General features: G+C 69.9%; 14 protein-coding genes. 10 read left to right on the top strand and 4 right to left on the bottom strand.

Features of this window, described 5'->3' with window-relative positions:
• The first annotated feature begins 99 nt into the window (after window positions 1-99).
• From AC5RWU_RS03235 to AC5RWU_RS03210, 6 genes are read left to right on the top strand one after another with little or no spacing between them, the layout of a single operon-like run.
• The gene (locus tag AC5RWU_RS03235) at window positions 100-1,359 is read left to right on the top strand and encodes a DUF7847 domain-containing protein (RefSeq protein WP_494027977.1); all 1,260 of its coding nucleotides are present in this window, start codon (window positions 100-102) and stop codon (window positions 1,357-1,359) included.
• Window positions 1,360-1,365: 6 nt separating this feature from the next.
• On the top strand, window positions 1,366-2,085 hold the full coding sequence (locus AC5RWU_RS03230; protein ID WP_494027978.1) for a DUF4129 domain-containing protein: 720 nt from the start codon (window positions 1,366-1,368) through the stop codon (window positions 2,083-2,085).
• A complete protein-coding gene (locus AC5RWU_RS03225; protein WP_494027979.1) occupies window positions 2,082-3,290 on the top strand; it encodes a DUF4350 domain-containing protein in 1,209 nt (402 codons plus the stop codon). The genes AC5RWU_RS03230 and AC5RWU_RS03225 overlap by 4 nt, the downstream gene beginning before the upstream one ends.
• Window positions 3,287-4,363 carry an AAA family ATPase gene (locus AC5RWU_RS03220; RefSeq protein WP_494027980.1) on the top strand — a complete coding sequence of 359 codons (1,077 nt, stop codon included), beginning with the start codon at window positions 3,287-3,289 and terminating at the stop codon, window positions 4,361-4,363. The genes AC5RWU_RS03225 and AC5RWU_RS03220 overlap by 4 nt, the downstream gene beginning before the upstream one ends.
• An 18-nt stretch (window positions 4,364-4,381) precedes the next feature.
• Window positions 4,382-5,674, top strand: a complete 1,293-nt coding sequence (locus tag AC5RWU_RS03215) for a DUF58 domain-containing protein (protein ID WP_494027981.1) — start codon at window positions 4,382-4,384, stop codon at window positions 5,672-5,674.
• A gap of 6 nt (window positions 5,675-5,680) precedes the next feature.
• Complete coding sequence (locus AC5RWU_RS03210; protein ID WP_494027982.1) at window positions 5,681-6,361, top strand: DUF4166 domain-containing protein; 681 nt, start codon at window positions 5,681-5,683, stop codon at window positions 6,359-6,361.
• 27 nt (window positions 6,362-6,388) lie between these two features.
• Here AC5RWU_RS03210 and AC5RWU_RS03205 read toward each other — a convergent pair whose 3' ends face one another.
• Genes AC5RWU_RS03205 through AC5RWU_RS03190 form a run of 4 tightly spaced genes read right to left on the bottom strand, consistent with a single transcriptional unit; the run spans window position 6,389 to window position 10,418 of the window.
• Complete coding sequence (locus tag AC5RWU_RS03205; protein WP_494027983.1) at window positions 6,389-7,450, bottom strand: uroporphyrinogen decarboxylase/cobalamine-independent methonine synthase family protein; 1,062 nt, start codon at window positions 7,448-7,450, stop codon at window positions 6,389-6,391.
• 34 nt (window positions 7,451-7,484) lie between these two features.
• On the bottom strand, window positions 7,485-7,886 hold the full coding sequence (locus AC5RWU_RS03200) for a chorismate mutase (protein ID WP_494027984.1): 402 nt from the start codon (window positions 7,884-7,886) through the stop codon (window positions 7,485-7,487).
• Window positions 7,887-7,935: 49 nt separating this feature from the next.
• Complete coding sequence (gene mnmA, locus AC5RWU_RS03195; protein WP_494027985.1) at window positions 7,936-9,141, bottom strand: tRNA 2-thiouridine(34) synthase MnmA; 1,206 nt, start codon at window positions 9,139-9,141, stop codon at window positions 7,936-7,938.
• A complete protein-coding gene (locus AC5RWU_RS03190; protein ID WP_494027986.1) occupies window positions 9,141-10,418 on the bottom strand; it encodes a cysteine desulfurase family protein in 1,278 nt (425 codons plus the stop codon). The genes mnmA and AC5RWU_RS03190 overlap by 1 nt, the downstream gene beginning before the upstream one ends.
• A 103-nt stretch (window positions 10,419-10,521) precedes the next feature.
• Here AC5RWU_RS03190 and AC5RWU_RS03185 point away from each other — a divergent pair, with 103 nt between their 5' ends.
• The 4 genes from AC5RWU_RS03185 to AC5RWU_RS03170 all read left to right on the top strand — a co-directional run bounded on the left by AC5RWU_RS03185 (window position 10,522) and on the right by AC5RWU_RS03170 (window position 14,623).
• Window positions 10,522-11,757, top strand: a complete 1,236-nt coding sequence (locus AC5RWU_RS03185; protein ID WP_494027987.1) for an NAD(P)/FAD-dependent oxidoreductase — start codon at window positions 10,522-10,524, stop codon at window positions 11,755-11,757.
• Between the two features lie 101 nt (window positions 11,758-11,858).
• A complete protein-coding gene (folP, locus tag AC5RWU_RS03180) occupies window positions 11,859-12,716 on the top strand; it encodes a dihydropteroate synthase (protein WP_494028136.1) in 858 nt (285 codons plus the stop codon).
• Entirely contained in the window at window positions 12,716-13,519 is an 804-nt protein-coding gene (locus AC5RWU_RS03175) for a pyrimidine reductase family protein (protein WP_494027988.1), read from the top strand. The genes folP and AC5RWU_RS03175 overlap by 1 nt, the downstream gene beginning before the upstream one ends.
• Before the next feature lie 105 nt (window positions 13,520-13,624).
• Window positions 13,625-14,623: a J domain-containing protein gene (locus AC5RWU_RS03170; RefSeq protein ID WP_494027989.1), complete on the top strand. Its 999-nt coding sequence runs from the start codon at window positions 13,625-13,627 to the stop codon at window positions 14,621-14,623.
• Window positions 14,624-14,651: the final 28 nt, after the last annotated feature.

Raw genomic sequence — 14,651 nt, 5'->3', positions numbered from 1 at the left:
CGGAAGCCGGCCCCGGAGATTTTCCACCGCCCGAAAGCAAGTAGGTAGACGGTACAGAAAAACTATAGGCTGAAGGAAAGCCGAAAGCAGGGGGAAACGATGACCGACCAGCCCGGGGATTCCCGGCAGTACCACCCTCAGCAGCCTCCCCCGCAGGGCCCGCCGCCGCAGCAGCCCCAGTGGGGCCAGCAACCGCAATGGGGACAGCAGCCGCAGTGGGATCAGTCCCGCCCGCCGGCCTGGAACCAGATGCCCCCCGGCCGGTTCCAGGCCTACACCGCGCCGCCCAAACCGGGCATCATTCCGCTCCGTCCCCTGGGCCTGGGAGAGATGCTCGACGGGGCGTTCCAGGCCTGCCGCCGGAATCCGGCCGCGACCTTCGGCACCGCGGTGCTGTTCCAACTGGTCATCGCTGGCCTGTCAGCGCTGCTGACCGGCAGCACGTTCGCGGCCCTCAGCCAGTTCGATACAACCCTGCAATCCAATATCGACACCGCCGAGGTCGCCACCCTGGGCCTGTCGCTGTTCTCGGCGTTCCTGCTGCTGAGCCTGCTCAGCTTCGCCGGTGTGCTGGTCCTGCAAGGCGTCCTGGTGATTCCGGTGGCCCGGGCCATCCTCAACCGGCGCACCGGCTTTGGCCAGATGTGGCGGCTCGCCAAGCACCGGCTGTGGCCCCTGATCGGAATGGGCCTGCTGATCCTCGCGGCCATGACTGTCGCCACCGTCGTCGTTATCGTCGTCCTGATCGCGCTGGGGGCCCTGCTCGCCGAAGCCTCCATCCCCCTGATGCTGCTGGCCATGCTGGCCTTCATGGCGACCGTCATCTGGCTGGTCGTCAAGCTGGTCCTGGCGCCGGCTGCCCTGGTCATGGAAGGGGCGGGAATTTTCGCGTCCATCCGCCGGTCCTGGATCCTGACGCAGCGGAACTGGTGGCGATCCTTCGGCATCCTGCTGCTGATGTACCTCATCGTGACGATCATCAGTTCCGTGGTCACTGCGCCGCTGTCCTTCATCATGGGCCAGTTCGCCGTCTTCAACGCGGAGATGGATCCGGCCGCTTTCATGGAGCAGTCGATTCCCCTGCTGATCGCGACTTCGCTGATCAGTTCTGTCTTCGGGGCCATCGGGTTCGCCTTCCAGTCAGGTGTCATCGCCCTGCTGTACGTGGACCTGCGGATCCGCCGGGAAGGCTTCGACGTGGTGCTCATGAAGGACCATGAGGTGTCCGGCGGAACGGACGGCGGCGGCATCCCGGGCCAGGGCGCTCCGGCCGCTCCGGGCTCCGCCATTCCCGGCGGGCCGTACCCCCCGCAGCAGTTCGGCCACAATCCCAATCCGCCCGGCGGGCCAGGCCGCTGACGCCCGATGTCCGTACTGCTGCCTGCTGCCCGCGCTGCCGTCCACGCCGCCCAGAGTGCCGTCCCTGGCGCCGTGCGCGTGGACGTGCCGGTGGTCCCGGACGACGATGAAGCCCGCGGCTGGGTGGAAGAAGAGCTGGCCAGGACCGTCTACCAGCAGGCCCAGCCCTCGCTCCTGGAGCGTATCCGGGACGCGATCGGCCAGTGGCTGGCCGACGTGCTGTCCGACTTCCAGGGCCTGGATGCCAATCTTGGCGTTGTCCTCATCGTGCTCGGCGCCGCCGTGGTCATCGCGGTCGCGGTCTGGCTCGTCAAGCCCCGGCTGAATCCGGCACGCAAACAGGCAGCCGCGGCGCTGTTCGACGACGATGTCACCCGCACCGCCGCAGAGCACCGCGGGCTGGCACAGCAAGCCGCCCGGGAGGGCCGCTGGGACCTTGCGCTGGCCGAAGAATTCCGTGCCATCATCCGCTCCGCGGAGGAACGCACGGTCATTGATCCGCAGCCCGGACAGACGGCCGAAGAAGTGGCGGCCAAACTCTGCCTCGCCTTCAGCGCGGAGGAGTCGGGCCTGCGCTGGCTGGCCCGGCGGTTCAACGAAGTCCACTACGGCGGTGCCACGGCCCATGAGCCTGACTTCACCACCGCCGTCGAACTCGATAACCGGCTGGTGAAGGCCAAGCCGGTGCTCGGCGGGCCGCCGGCCGGATTGGCAGTTCCCCGATGAGCACCGGAACGGCACTGCGGGAACCGGCGGCCGAGGCCGTCGGGGGAGGCAGCGTTGGCAGCTCCCTGCGCGCGGGCCTGCGCCGCTGGCGCTTCTGGCTCATCCTCGGCGCAATGCTGCTCGCCGTCGTGCTGGCCACCATCCTGGGCGGCGGAGACCGGAACGCCGAGCCGCTCTCCCCCGACAATCCTGCCCCCGAAGGCGCGATGGCCGCTGCCGAGGTGCTCGGCCAGCAGGGTGTCCAGGTACATGCAGCGGGCTCCTTGGAGGATGCCCTCTCAACCCTGGCGCAGGCCGACGGCGGCACCTCCGCAACCTTGTTCCTGGCCGATCCGAACGGACGGCTGACCCCGGACCAGCTCCAGCAGCTCGACGGCGCCGCCGCCCGGACAGTCCTGATGCGGCCCGGTTTCGAGCAGCTGCGGGTTTTCGCCCCGGACATCAGGCCGGCCGGATTCCTGGCGGACCAGGAGGGGCCGCCCCTGTCTGCGTCCTGCGATGTCGCGGACGCCAGGGCGGCCGGAACCATCGAACGCGGCGGCTTCGGTTACCGCGGACCGGTGATGTGCTTTGGCAGCGACGGCCCCGGAGGCGCGTCCGCCAGCTACGTGGGGTCCGAGGACGGCACCGTCGTCGTCCTCGGCTTCGACGGCCTGCTTAACAACGAGGGCATCGCCCACGAGGGCAACGCCGCGCTGTCGCTCCGTACCCTCGGCGCCCACGAAACCCTGGTGTGGTACCAGCCCACGCTCGCAGATCTGACGGCCGCCGGGGAAGCTGTCGATCCGGCCCAGCTGCTGCCGGACTGGGTGGCGCCGGTGCTGCTGTGGCTGCTGGTGGTGGGCGTGCTCGCCATTTTCTGGCAGGCCCGGCGGACCGGCCCGCTGGTGGCCGAGCCACTGCCCGTCGTCGTACGCGCCGCCGAAACTGCGGAGGGCCGGGCGCGGCTGTACCAGGATTCGCGGGCAATTCGGCGCGCCGCAGCGATCCTGCGGGCCTCGGCGCTGACGCGGCTGGCCGCCCACCTGCGGCTTGGCCCGGACAGCCAGGCGGAGTCGGTGGTCCAGGCTGTGGCGCGGCTATCCTCCCGTCCGGAACACGAACTGCAGCGGCTGCTGGTCCACTACTGGCCCGACGACGACGCGCGGCTGGTGCGGTGGGCACAGGAACTTGAAGAGCTAGAGAAGGAGATCAGGAACCGATGAGCCAGCAGCATCCCCCGCAGTCGGGTTATCCCGCGCATGCGACCCCAATGCCGGAGTCTCCAGTGCCGCAGCACCCCAACCAGCAGCAGTCCGGACAGCCGGAGTCCGGCCGGGGTTCGGTCCACGATCCGGCGCTGGCGCCGCTGCTGAAGGTGCGCAGCGAAGTGGCCAAGGCCGTCGTCGGGCAGGATGCCGCGGTCACGGGACTGCTGATTGCCCTGCTGACCAATGGGCATGTGCTGCTGGAGGGCGTTCCCGGCGTAGCCAAGACGCTGCTGATCCGCACGCTGTCCTCCGCGCTGAGCCTGGATACCAAGCGGGTGCAGTTCACGCCGGACCTGATGCCCGGCGATGTGACGGGCTCGGTCATCTACGATTCCCGGGAATCCGAATTCTCCTTCCGGGAAGGTCCGGTCTTCACGAACATCCTGCTGGCGGACGAGATCAACCGCACGCCGCCCAAGACCCAGGCCTCGCTGCTGGAAGCCATGGAGGAACGTCAGGTCTCGGCCGACGGCGTCACCCGGCCGCTGCCCGATCCCTTCATCGTCGCCGCAACGCAGAACCCCATCGAGTATGAAGGCACCTACCAGCTGCCCGAAGCCCAGCTGGACCGCTTCCTGCTCAAGCTGACCCTGGACCTGCCCAGCCGCGAGGATGAGATCGAGGTGATCCGCCGCCACAGCACCGGCTTCGATCCGCGCGACCTGGCGGCCGCCGGGGTGCGTCCGGTGGCTTCGGCCGAGGACGTGCACCGCGCCCGCCGGGCCGTCGCCGCCGTCGTGGTGGGTCCGGAGGTCATTGCCTACATCGTGGACGTGGTGCGCGCGACCCGCTCGGCGCCGTCGTTCCAGCTGGGGGTCTCGCCCCGCGGGGCCACCGCCCTGCTGAACACCTCCCGGGCCTGGGCCTGGCTGTCCGGCCGGAACTTCGTCACGCCCGACGACGTCAAGGCACTGACCCTGCCTGCGCTCCGCCACCGCGTCGGCCTGCGGCCGGAGGCCCAGATGGACGGCGTCCACGTGGATGATGTCCTCCTGAGCATCCTTGCCACAGTGCCCGTCCCCCGCTGAGCCCGGCGGGCATCCACGATGGCTATTACCGGACGGCTGGTGCTGCTGGCGCTGGCAGGACTGATTCCGCTGATCCTTTTCCCGGGCGTGCCGACGATGCTGTGGTGGTCCCTGCTGCTGGTGGCGGCCGCCGGCACGGACCTGGCGCTGGCCGCCTCGCCACGGAAGGTCGGAATCGTGCGCGGGCTGCCGGACAGTGTCCGCCTCACCGAACCGGCCGCGGCCACGCTGACGGTGCGCAACTACAGCCGGCGGACGCTGCGGGCCCTGGTCCGCGACGGCTGGCAGCCGTCCGCCGGCGCACGCAACCCGGTGCAGCGGCTGGCCGTTCCGTCCGGCGAGGCGCGGCGCATGACCGTCGGCCTGATGCCGGAGCGCAGGGGCGATCTGAAGGTCGAGCACGTCACGGTACGCAGCTACGGGCCGCTGGGAATGGCCGCGCGGCAGCTGACCATCCCGGCGCCGGGGATAATCCGCGTGCTGCCGCCGTTCCACGCCAAGCGTCACCTTCCGTCCAAGCTGCGCCGGCTCCGGGAGCTGGATGGGCGCGCGGCGGTGCAGATCCGCGGCGCCGGAACGGAGTTCGATTCGCTCCGGGAATATGTCCGCGGCGATGACGTCCGTTCCATCGACTGGCGGGCCACGGCGCGCCGGCAGACCACGGTGGTGCGCACCTGGCGTCCGGAGCGGGACCGCCGCGTGGTGATTGTGTTGGATACGTCGCGGACCTCCGCGGCGCGGATCGAAGACGAGCCGCGGCTGGACACCGGCATCGAGGCCTCGCTGCTGCTGGCGGTCCTGGCCGAACGCGGCGGCGACCGGGTCGATTTCCTGGCTTTCGACCGCCGGCTGCGCGCACGGGTGGAATCGGCGTCCAAGGGGAACCTGCTGAACCAACTCGTCCTGGCGATGGCTCCGCTCGAGGCCGAACTGATCGAGGCGGACTGGACGCAGATCCCGGCGCAGATCCATTCCGTCTCCTCGCACCGTTCCCTGGTGGTGCTGCTGACGTCGCTGGATTCCGGCGCGGTCGAGGAAGGCCTGCTGCCGGTGCTGGCCCAGCTGACGTCCCGCCACGTGGTGGTCGTGGCATCCGTGCGGGATCCGCGGCTGGACGAGCTGCGCCTGAAGCGGGACACCGCGACTGAGACCTACCGCGCTGCCGCCGCCGAGCGGGCTCTGCTGGACCGGGCCGCGGTGACGGCCCAGCTCAGGCAGCTCGGCGCGGAAGTCGTCGACGCCGGTCCACACGACCTGCCGCCGCGGCTCGCGGACATGTACATCCGGCTCAAGGCCTCCGGCCGGCTATAGGCCGCAGTGGACTGCGCCGGCTCCGTCTACCAGCTGCGGCTGGGCCGGGATTTCGCGTGCCTGCAGCCCGAACTGCAGGAGTACTTCAGCCTGGCGCCCGGCTCCCGCCGGTACGGTACCGGCCGCGGCGTGTTCGACGTGGCAGGCTGTCCGAATGCCCTGATCCGCCCGGCACTGGCCGCCGCGCCGGAAAATTCCTTCTTTCCGGACTACGGTTCGGCCGTCCCGTTCACCGTCGCCAACTATGCGCATCTGGATCCGTTCGGCAGGCCGTCCCTGACCGCCCGGCGCATCATGGTCTTCCCGCGCGGCAGGCGGGTCTTCGAGGACACGACGTGCTGCGGCTCCCGGATGCGCCTGCTGGATTATGTCGGCAGCAGGCACGGCATCGTCACCGATCTTGAACCGGAAGTCACGGCCGCCGGGCATCTGCGGTTGGTCTCCCGGCGCACCCGGCTCTTCGCGGGGCCGCTCCGGCTGGCGCTTCCGGCCGTCGTTGATGCGACTGCATGCACGGAGCAATGGTGGGACGGCGCCGCGGGACTGTTCCGGATCCGGACCGAGGTGGTCCAGCCGCAGCTGGGCACGCTCTTCGTCTATGCGGGTGCTTTCAGCTATGGCCTGCGGGAGTACGACGGCGGCCTGCCGCCCGACGCGGCCCCGGCGCGCTGGCAGCCGCGCAGCTAGCCAATGCCGGCGCAGACGCGCTGAAGGCTACGCCTCAGCCTTCACCTGGCTCAGTGCCGCCGCCGTCTGGGTCAGGCGCTTCAGCACCTTGCGGGCCGTTTCCGGCGCCTGGGCCGCAAGCCCTGCCGAGGGGGTCAGCCGCAGCTGGTCCAACCGCGCGTAGGGCAGTCCAAGCTGGCTCCAGGGACGCCGCACTGCCTCCACCAGGCGGGTTACCTGCGGCAGCCCGGCCGGCCGGCCCGCGGCCCGTCCATCGGCCCGTCCCTCCGGTACCGGCAGGACGCCGGCCCAGATCTGCCGGCCCGCTTCGACCGCAGCCGCGATCGCCTCCCACTGGCCTGTCGTCAGGCCGGCCAGCGGCACGGCGATGCCGTCGAGGCTGCTGGTCGCCGCCTCGTGGAAGGGAGCGCCCTCCGCCGGCGCCGAGACTACGACTTCCACGGCGCCCGCACTCCGCGCGGCCTCCGCGACCAGGTGCCAGACCTGGGACACCTCGGCGGACGGCACCGCGCGCAGCGTCCGGTACCCGCTTGCCGTCGGAATCCTCCCGGCCATGACCGGCGCGATCTCCGGCTCGTCGAGCTGGACCACAATCCCGGCACCGCGCGCGATGCCGGCAACGCGGGAAATGTGCTCGGCCAGGCCGCCGGCCAGTGACTGGGCAATGTCCCGGCGCGCGCCGGCGTCGAGCAGGGCGCGTTCGCCGTTGTGCAGGTACAAGTTGGCCGCCATCGACAGCGGCCCGCGCAACTGCAGCTTGAGCTGGTCGCTGGGCTTTTCCTCCGCGCCGATGATGTCCGCCAGCACATGGACATCGGTGCTCAGCGCCGAGGTGGCGCGGCGCTGGTCCTGGCCGGGACGGTCCACCAGCCGCCAGCCGTGCGGCTGAAGATCGACCGGCAGTTCCAGCAGCATAGCCGCGGTCCGCCCGACGGCGTCGGATCCCGAACCCCGGTCCGGCAGTTCCACCAGGTGCGGAAGGTGCGGCTCGCCCAGTTCGCCGCGGACAATGCGGACGGCCTCCAGCGGGTCCGTCCCCGGCCAAGTGCCCAGGGCTGTAGCCGTCACCAGGCCTGAGCGGGCGAACATTCTGGCGGGGGCATCCTCCGGGGTGCCGGGCGGCTCAGTCCGCACGGGTGCCGGAGGCGGACTGCCGGGCCGCGATGTGGTTTTCGGAAATGGCCTGGTGGTGGCGGATCACTTCACTGATGATGAAGTTCAGGAACTTCTCCGCGAACGCCGGATCCAGATGGGCGTCTTCGGCGAGCCGGCGCAGCCGGGCAATCTGCGCGGCTTCGCGCTCCGGATCCGCCGGCGGCAAATGGTGCGCGGCCTTCAGCACGCCAACGCGCTGGGTGGCCTTGAACCGCTCAGCCAGGATGTGCAGCAGCGCTGCATCGATATTGTCGATGCTGCTGCGCAGGCGGAGCAGTTCGTCCATGACGGCGGGATCCACCTGGCCGGCCAGGGAGCTGGCGGAAGGGTCGAAGGTCTCCTGCGTACTGGGCGGGTTCGGCTCGGTCATTGTTCCAGTCTAAGTTGTCCGGCAGGACAACTGTGCCCGGCAGGGCCGGTCACGCCGATACCCGCTCCGGGTTCCAGTTCAGCGAGCGCGCGGAATCAATGGTCGCCTGGCCCAGGACACGGGTGCCCTGGTACAGCACCATCGTCTGGCCCGGGGCCACGCCGCGCATCGGCTCGGCCAGAGTGACCGTCAGCTCCTCGCGGAGGTCGCCGGCGTCGTCCGCTGCCAGCTCCACATGCGCGCGGGCCGGCACCGGGTCGCCGTGCGCCCGGACCTGGACGGTGCAGTCGAAGTCGGCGGAGCGGCGGGTTTCGACTCCGCTGGCGCTCCGCTCAACCACCGGGGTATCCAGCACGGCGGCGACTTCGGCGATCGGCAGGCCGGCCCAGGAAACCTTGATACCGCGCATCCGATCGATGGCCAGCAGGTGCTCCGGGCCGACCACCACCTTGTTCTCCTTCGGGCGGATTTCCAGCACGAAGCGCGGTTTCCCGTCCGGTGCCGGCCGGCCGAGCTTGAGCCCGCGGCGCTGCCCGACGGTGAAGGCGTTGGCGCCCGGATGGGACCCGACCACGGTGCCGGTTTCGTCGACGATCTCGCCCTCGGTCATCTCGATGCGCTCTTCGAGCCAGCCCCGGGTGTCGCCGTCGGAAATGAAGCAGATATCGTGGCTGTCCGGCTTGTTCGCCACGGACAGCCCGCGGCGCTCCGCCTCGGCGCGGACCTCGGCCTTGGACGGGGTGTCGGCCAGCGGGAACATTGAGTGCTTCAGCTGTTCGTGGGTGAGCACGCCCAGCACGTAGGACTGGTCCTTGGCCCAGTCCGCTGCCCGGTGCAGTTCCCGGTTGCCGTCCGCGTCCTCGACCACCTTGGCGTAATGGCCGGTGCAGACGGCGTCGAAACCCAGCGCCAGCGCCTTCTCCAGCAGCGCGGCGAACTTGATCCGCTCATTGCAGCGCATGCAGGGGTTGGGGGTGCGTCCGGCGGCGTACTCCGCGACGAAGTCGTCCACGACGTCTTCCTTGAAGCGCTCGGAGAAGTCCCAGACGTAGTACGGAATACCCAGCACGTCGCAGGCGCGCCAGGCGTCGCGGGAGTCCTCGATGGTGCAGCAGCCGCGGCTGCCGGTGCGCAGGGTGCCGGGCATGCGGGACAGCGCCAGGTGGACGCCGACGACGTCGTGCCCGGCCTCCACGGCCCGTGCTGCGGCGACGGCGGAATCCACGCCGCCGCTCATGGCTGCCAGTACTCGCATTACTTTGCTGCTCCAGACGCCGGGGTACCGGCTTCGTTCAGCCGCCGGGCTTTTGTCCCGGCGGTTTCAATACTTGATCTGTGGCCGGCCATGCCGGCCTTCTTCGCCTGCCGGTACGCGTTCGGCAGTGCGGCCACCAATGCTTCAACGTCCGTGGCGGTCGATGTATGCCCGAGCGTGAAGCGTTGCGCGCCGCGGGCCGTTTCCTCGCTCAGCCCCATGGCCAGCAGCACATGGGACGGACGCGGGACGCCGGCGGTGCAGGCGGATCCCGTGGAGGACTCAATGCCGGCCAGATCCAGCAGGAACAGCAGCGAATCACCCTCACAGCCGGGGAAAGTGAAGTGCGCGTTGCCGGGCAGCCGCCGGCCGGCCAGGTCCGGATCGGCCGGTCCGCGCAGCACCGCTTCCGGGACGGCGCGTGCGACGCCGGCAATCAGCTTCTCCCGCAGGTCCGCCAGCCGCGCGGATTCGGCGGGTAACTGTGCCACCACGGTTTCGGCGGCCGCGGCGAAGGCCGCGATCGACGGCGTATCGAGGGTTCCGGACCGGATGTCGCGTTCCTGTCCCCCGCCGTGCAGGACCGGGGTGAGTTTCACGGACCGGCCCACCAGCAGTGCGCCCACGCCCACCGGACCGCCGATCTTGTGGCCGCTGATGGCCATGGTATCCAGGCCGGACGCGGCAAAGTCCACGGGCAGGGCGCCGAAGGCCTGGACGGCATCCGAGTGCACCGGGACCCCGAATTCGTGGGCGATCTCGACGATCCGGGCAATCGGCTGGACGGTGCCCACCTCATTATTGGCCCACATCACGGTGACCAGGGCGGTCCGGGGCTGGTCGAGGGCGGCGTCGGCCGCCAGTTCGGTGCGCAGTGCGTCCAGGGATACCACCCCCTCCCCGTCCACGGGCAGCCAGCACACCTCCGCGCCTTCGTGCCGTTCCAGCCATTCGACGGCGTCGAGCACCGCATGGTGCTCGATCGGCGAACAGATGATCCTGGTGCGGGCGGGGTCCGCGTCGCGCCGGGACCAGTACAGTCCCTTCACGGCGAGGTTATCCGCCTCCGTGCCGCCCGAAGTGAAAACCACCTCGGAGGGATGGGCACCGGCGGCGGCAGCCAGGGTTTCGCGGGCGTCCTCCACCGCCCTGCGGGCACGCCGGCCGGAGCCGTGCAGCGAGGACGGGTTGCCGCTGCGGCTGAGTTCACGGGTAAGTGCGGCCAGAGCTTCCGCCGAGATGGGCGTGGTAGCCGCGTGGTCAAGGTACACGGGCACGCAACCATTCTACGGAACCGGTCAATTCGGCGGCCCGGTCCCTGCCCTTGTCCCCGCTTCCGATCCGGGCTGTACTGGGAGGACCTGTGCCTGAGGAGGAAACATGACGGGAAATCCGATGGTCCTTGTCGGCGGCGGCCTCGCCGGAGCGACGGCGGCCGGAACACTGCGTAAGGAAGGATACGCCGGGCCCGTCATTCTGATCGGGCAGGAACAGCACCTTCCCTACCTGCGCCCGCCGCTGTCCAAGGAGTACCTGAACGGCAAGCAGGACGCAGAAGCCGCGCTGGTACACGACGCTGGCTGGTACCGAAGCCGGGACATCGACCTGCGGCTCGGGGAAACCGTCTCCGGGATCGATCCGGCACGGCGGACTGTTGTGCTGGCGGGCGGTGACAGCCTCGAATATGAACGTCTGCTGCTGGCCACCGGTGCCTCGCCCCGGAAACTGCGGATTCCCGGAGCGGACCTGCAGGGCGTCCATTACCTGCGCACGCTGGAGGACAGCACCCGGCTCAGGGATGAACTGGCGGGCGGCGGCCGGCAGGTGGTCATCATCGGTTCCGGCTGGATCGGGATGGAGACCGCTGCCGCCGCACGGACCTACGGCAACCAGGTCACGGTACTGGGCCGCGACACGGTTCCGCTCCGCAAGGCCATCGGGGATGACCTAGGCGGACTCTTTGCCGAAGTGCATGAGGAACACGGCGTGGAATTCCGGCACTCCACCAGCCCGGCGGCGCTCGAAGGCCCTGCGGCGCCCGAAGGCCGCGTGGCCGCAGTCGTCACCGACGGCGGCGAAACCCTGCCGGCGGATCTGGTGATCGTCGCGGTCGGTGTGTCTCCCCATACGGAGCTGGCAGAAGCTGCCGGCCTTGCCGTCGGTAACGGCATCGAAGTGGACGCGTCCCTGCGCACCAGCGATCCGTACATCCATGCGGCCGGGGACGTAGCCAATGCCTTCCACCCGGTGCTGGACGCGCGGCTGCGCAGCGAGCACTGGGCCAACGCGATCGCCGGCGGCAAGGCCGCGGCCAGAGCCATGCTCGGACAGGAGATCGTCTTCGACGACATCCCCTACTTCTACACGGACCAGTACGACCTCGGCATGGAATACTCCGGCTACTTCCCGCTGGCAGCGGACGCCGACGTCGTCATCCGCGGGGATCTGGACCGGCGTGAGTTCATCGCCTTCTGGGTTCGGGACGGCAAAGTCATTGCTGGTATGAATGTAAATGTCTGGGATGTCCAGGAGCCGATCAAGGACCTGATCCGTTCCGGGCGCACCGTCGACAGCGAGGCCTTGGCCGACACCACCCGGGAGCTGAATTCACTGTGAAGGACCACACGGGCGCCATTGCGCCCGCCGGACCGTCCACGGACGGCGGCGCCTACACGCCGCCGCTGCGGCATCCGGTGCACCATTTCGGCACCAGGACCATGGATTTCAGGCGGCAGCTGGCACTGATGGCGATCATCAACCGGACTCCGGATTCCTTTTACGATGGCGGCCGCACCTTCGCGCTCGATGCGGCGGTCCAGGCCGCTCTGGCCGCGGTGGACGACGGCGCCGACTGGGTCGACATCGGCGGCGTGCCGTTCTCCCCCGGGCCCGTGCTCAGCGCGGCGGAGGAAGCGGACCGCATCGTCCCGGTAATCGAGGCCGTGCGCAGCCGCTCGGACGCCATCATCTCGGCCGATACCTTCCTGCCGGAGGTCGCGGCACTGAGCATCAAAGCCGGCGCGAATGTCATCAACGACACCACCGGGCTGCGGGATCCGGACTTGGCCGCCGTCATCGCCGACAGCGGCGCCCATGTGGTGATCACCCACAGCCTGGCCACGCCGCGGACCGTCTATCCGCGCCCGCAGTACGGCGACGTCGTCACCGAAGTGGCCGAGTTCCTGGCCCGACGGGTGGAGCTGGCGGTGCAGCTGGGCATTGAGCCGGAGAAGATCATCATCGATCCGGGCCATGACCTGAACAAGAACACGCTGCACTCGCTGGAGATCACCCGCCGGTTCAACGAAATCGCCGCGCTGGGCTTTCCCGCGCTGGCTGCGGTGTCCAACAAGGACTTCATCGGCGAAACCCTCGACCGGCCGAAGTCCGGACGGCTGGAAGGTTCCCTCGCCGCCGCCGTCGTCTGCGTCATGAACGGCGCGCGCATCCTCCGGATGCACAACATCGCGGCCGCCCATGCGGCGCTGCGCCTGACCGAAGCAGTCTTCGGCTGGCGCGAACCGGCCTACCTGAAGCACAACATGGGCGAGGTCAACGAACGGACGGCCTCCTGATGTCACTGGAAACTGCAGCACCGGCCGCGCCCGGCAACAGTTCCGGCATCGACCGCCTGCACCCGTCCCCGCACCAGAATGCCTCCGACGAGCAACTGCTCGAGTGGTACGCCGCCGGCACCGGACCGGGGAACGGGGCCCCGTGGGTCCGCTTCAACTTCGTCTCCAGTCTCGACGGCGCGGCGACCCACAATGGACGGTCCGGCAAACTCGGCGATGCCGGGGACAAGCGGATCTTCGCCCTGCTGCGGCGGCTCGCAGACGTCATCCTCGTCGGTGCCGGAACCGTGCGCGTCGAGGGCTATGCCGGCGAGCTGGTCAGCGCCGAGGATCAGGCGTGGCGCACCGGCCGCGGCCTTCCCGCGCACCCCGCGTTCGCCGTCGTCTCCGGGGACCTGGACCTGGACCCGGACAGCGAGTTGTTCGCGCAGGCGCCTGTGCGGCCGATCATCTACACCACCGAGCAGGCCGACGCCGGCCGGCGCGCCCGGCTCGAAAAGCTCGCCGACGTGGTTGTAGCCGGCGGCCGGTTCGTGGACATTCCGGCGTTGGTGGCCGATCTGTCCGGCCGCGGCCTCGGCCAGATCCTGTCCGAAGGCGGTCCGCACCTGTTCGGTTCCTTCCAGCAGGCCAGGTGCGTGGACGAGCTCTGCCTGTCCCTAAGCCCCCTGCTGGTCGGCGGGTCCAATCTGCGAATCGCGGTGACCCCCGAGGAGGACGGCCTGGACAGCCTCGAGCTGGTGCAGGTGCTCCGCTCCGGTTCCTCCCTGTACCTGCGGTATGCCGGCCAGCCGTCGTCCTGACCCGGAAAACTGCCGGAACCCTGCCGGGAAACGCAGACGCGCCGTCCTTCGTTAGGAAAATACAGCGAAGCAACCAGCCCCACGGGGCCGACAGGAAGGACCCGCGTGCCGGGGAACCACTACGATGTGCTCGGACTGACCCCCGACGCAACGGCGCGCCAGATCAAGTCCGCCTACCGCAAGGCGGCCCGCGCCGCGCATCCCGATCTCGGCGGGAATCCGGAACACTTCCACGCCATCGCGCTGGCCTTCGAAACCCTGGGTGATCCGCAGCGGCGCGCCGCCTACGACCGTGGCCTGCGCAGCGACGGCCGCCCGGAGTCCCGCAGCCGCAGCGGCGGGCAGCCGGCCAGCAGCACGGACGGCCGCGAACGGACCTTCGCCACCTCCACCTCCGGAGCAACCCGCGCCCCGGGGGCCCCGGCTCCGGACCTGTACCGCGAAGCGCCGCTCTTCCAGCCGCCCTACGCCGCCTCCGCCCCTGCCGTCCTCCCGCTCGATGTCGCCACCCGGCAGCTGCACGGCGCGCCGCGCCGTCCCGGCTTCTGGGCCCGCCTCGGCGCCGGTGCCGCTGCCAATTACGACGGCGAGAACCTCACCGTGCAGGCCCTGGCCCAGTCATTCCTCCCCTCCTTCCCCGCGGCCCGCCTGGTCAACGGCCTGCGCCTGGACGGCGGCCCGGGCGGCGCGGACCACCTGGACGTAGGGCATGCCGTCCTGGCCGGCTACCGGCTGGCAGTAGTCGATTCGACGCTGCTGCCGCCCGGCAACCTGCACTGGGACGGACGCACGCTCCGCCGCAGCGGCCGGCCGCTGGGACCGGTCCGGCTGCTGGCGGCGGTGCGGCGCATGCAGGACCTCTTCCCCGAATGCCATGTCAGCGGCTGGCTGGTGGTCCACAACGCCCACGGCAATCCGTTCGAGCCGGTGGTGGACTCCCCGCCGTCGTTCAACCGCGCCGGCTTCGCCCAGGTCCAAGTGGTGAACCCGGGGAGCCTGCAGCGGGACCTGCGGCGGTTCCTCTCCACCGGGCCCCAACCCAATGTGGTGCAGGTTCCGATACTGGCCCGGCTCCTGGCGCTGACCGACGGCAGCGGCAGGTAAGAACCGGGCCGGGGCACAGGACTAGGAT

Source organism: Arthrobacter sp. B0427-1-12, assembly GCF_059092905.1.
Note: the sequence above shows the minus strand (reverse complement) of the source record. Positions and strands in the feature narration are given on the sequence as shown.

Coding starts and splice junctions, on each gene's coding strand:
- AC5RWU_RS03185 (WP_494027987.1), top strand. CDS start 10,522: ATGACGGGAAATCCGATGGTCCTTGTCGGCGGCGGCCTCGCCGGAGCG.
- AC5RWU_RS03175 (WP_494027988.1), top strand. CDS start 12,716: ATGTCACTGGAAACTGCAGCACCGGCCGCGCCCGGCAACAGTTCCGGC.
- AC5RWU_RS03230 (WP_494027978.1), top strand. CDS start 1,366: ATGTCCGTACTGCTGCCTGCTGCCCGCGCTGCCGTCCACGCCGCCCAG.
- AC5RWU_RS03205 (WP_494027983.1), bottom strand. CDS start 7,450: ATGTTCGCCCGCTCAGGCCTGGTGACGGCTACAGCCCTGGGCACTTGG.
- mnmA (WP_494027985.1), bottom strand. CDS start 9,141: ATGCGAGTACTGGCAGCCATGAGCGGCGGCGTGGATTCCGCCGTCGCC.
- folP (WP_494028136.1), top strand. CDS start 11,859: ATGGATTTCAGGCGGCAGCTGGCACTGATGGCGATCATCAACCGGACT.
- AC5RWU_RS03220 (WP_494027980.1), top strand. CDS start 3,287: ATGAGCCAGCAGCATCCCCCGCAGTCGGGTTATCCCGCGCATGCGACC.
- AC5RWU_RS03215 (WP_494027981.1), top strand. CDS start 4,382: ATGGCTATTACCGGACGGCTGGTGCTGCTGGCGCTGGCAGGACTGATT.
- AC5RWU_RS03235 (WP_494027977.1), top strand. CDS start 100: ATGACCGACCAGCCCGGGGATTCCCGGCAGTACCACCCTCAGCAGCCT.
- AC5RWU_RS03200 (WP_494027984.1), bottom strand. CDS start 7,886: ATGACCGAGCCGAACCCGCCCAGTACGCAGGAGACCTTCGACCCTTCC.
- AC5RWU_RS03225 (WP_494027979.1), top strand. CDS start 2,082: ATGAGCACCGGAACGGCACTGCGGGAACCGGCGGCCGAGGCCGTCGGG.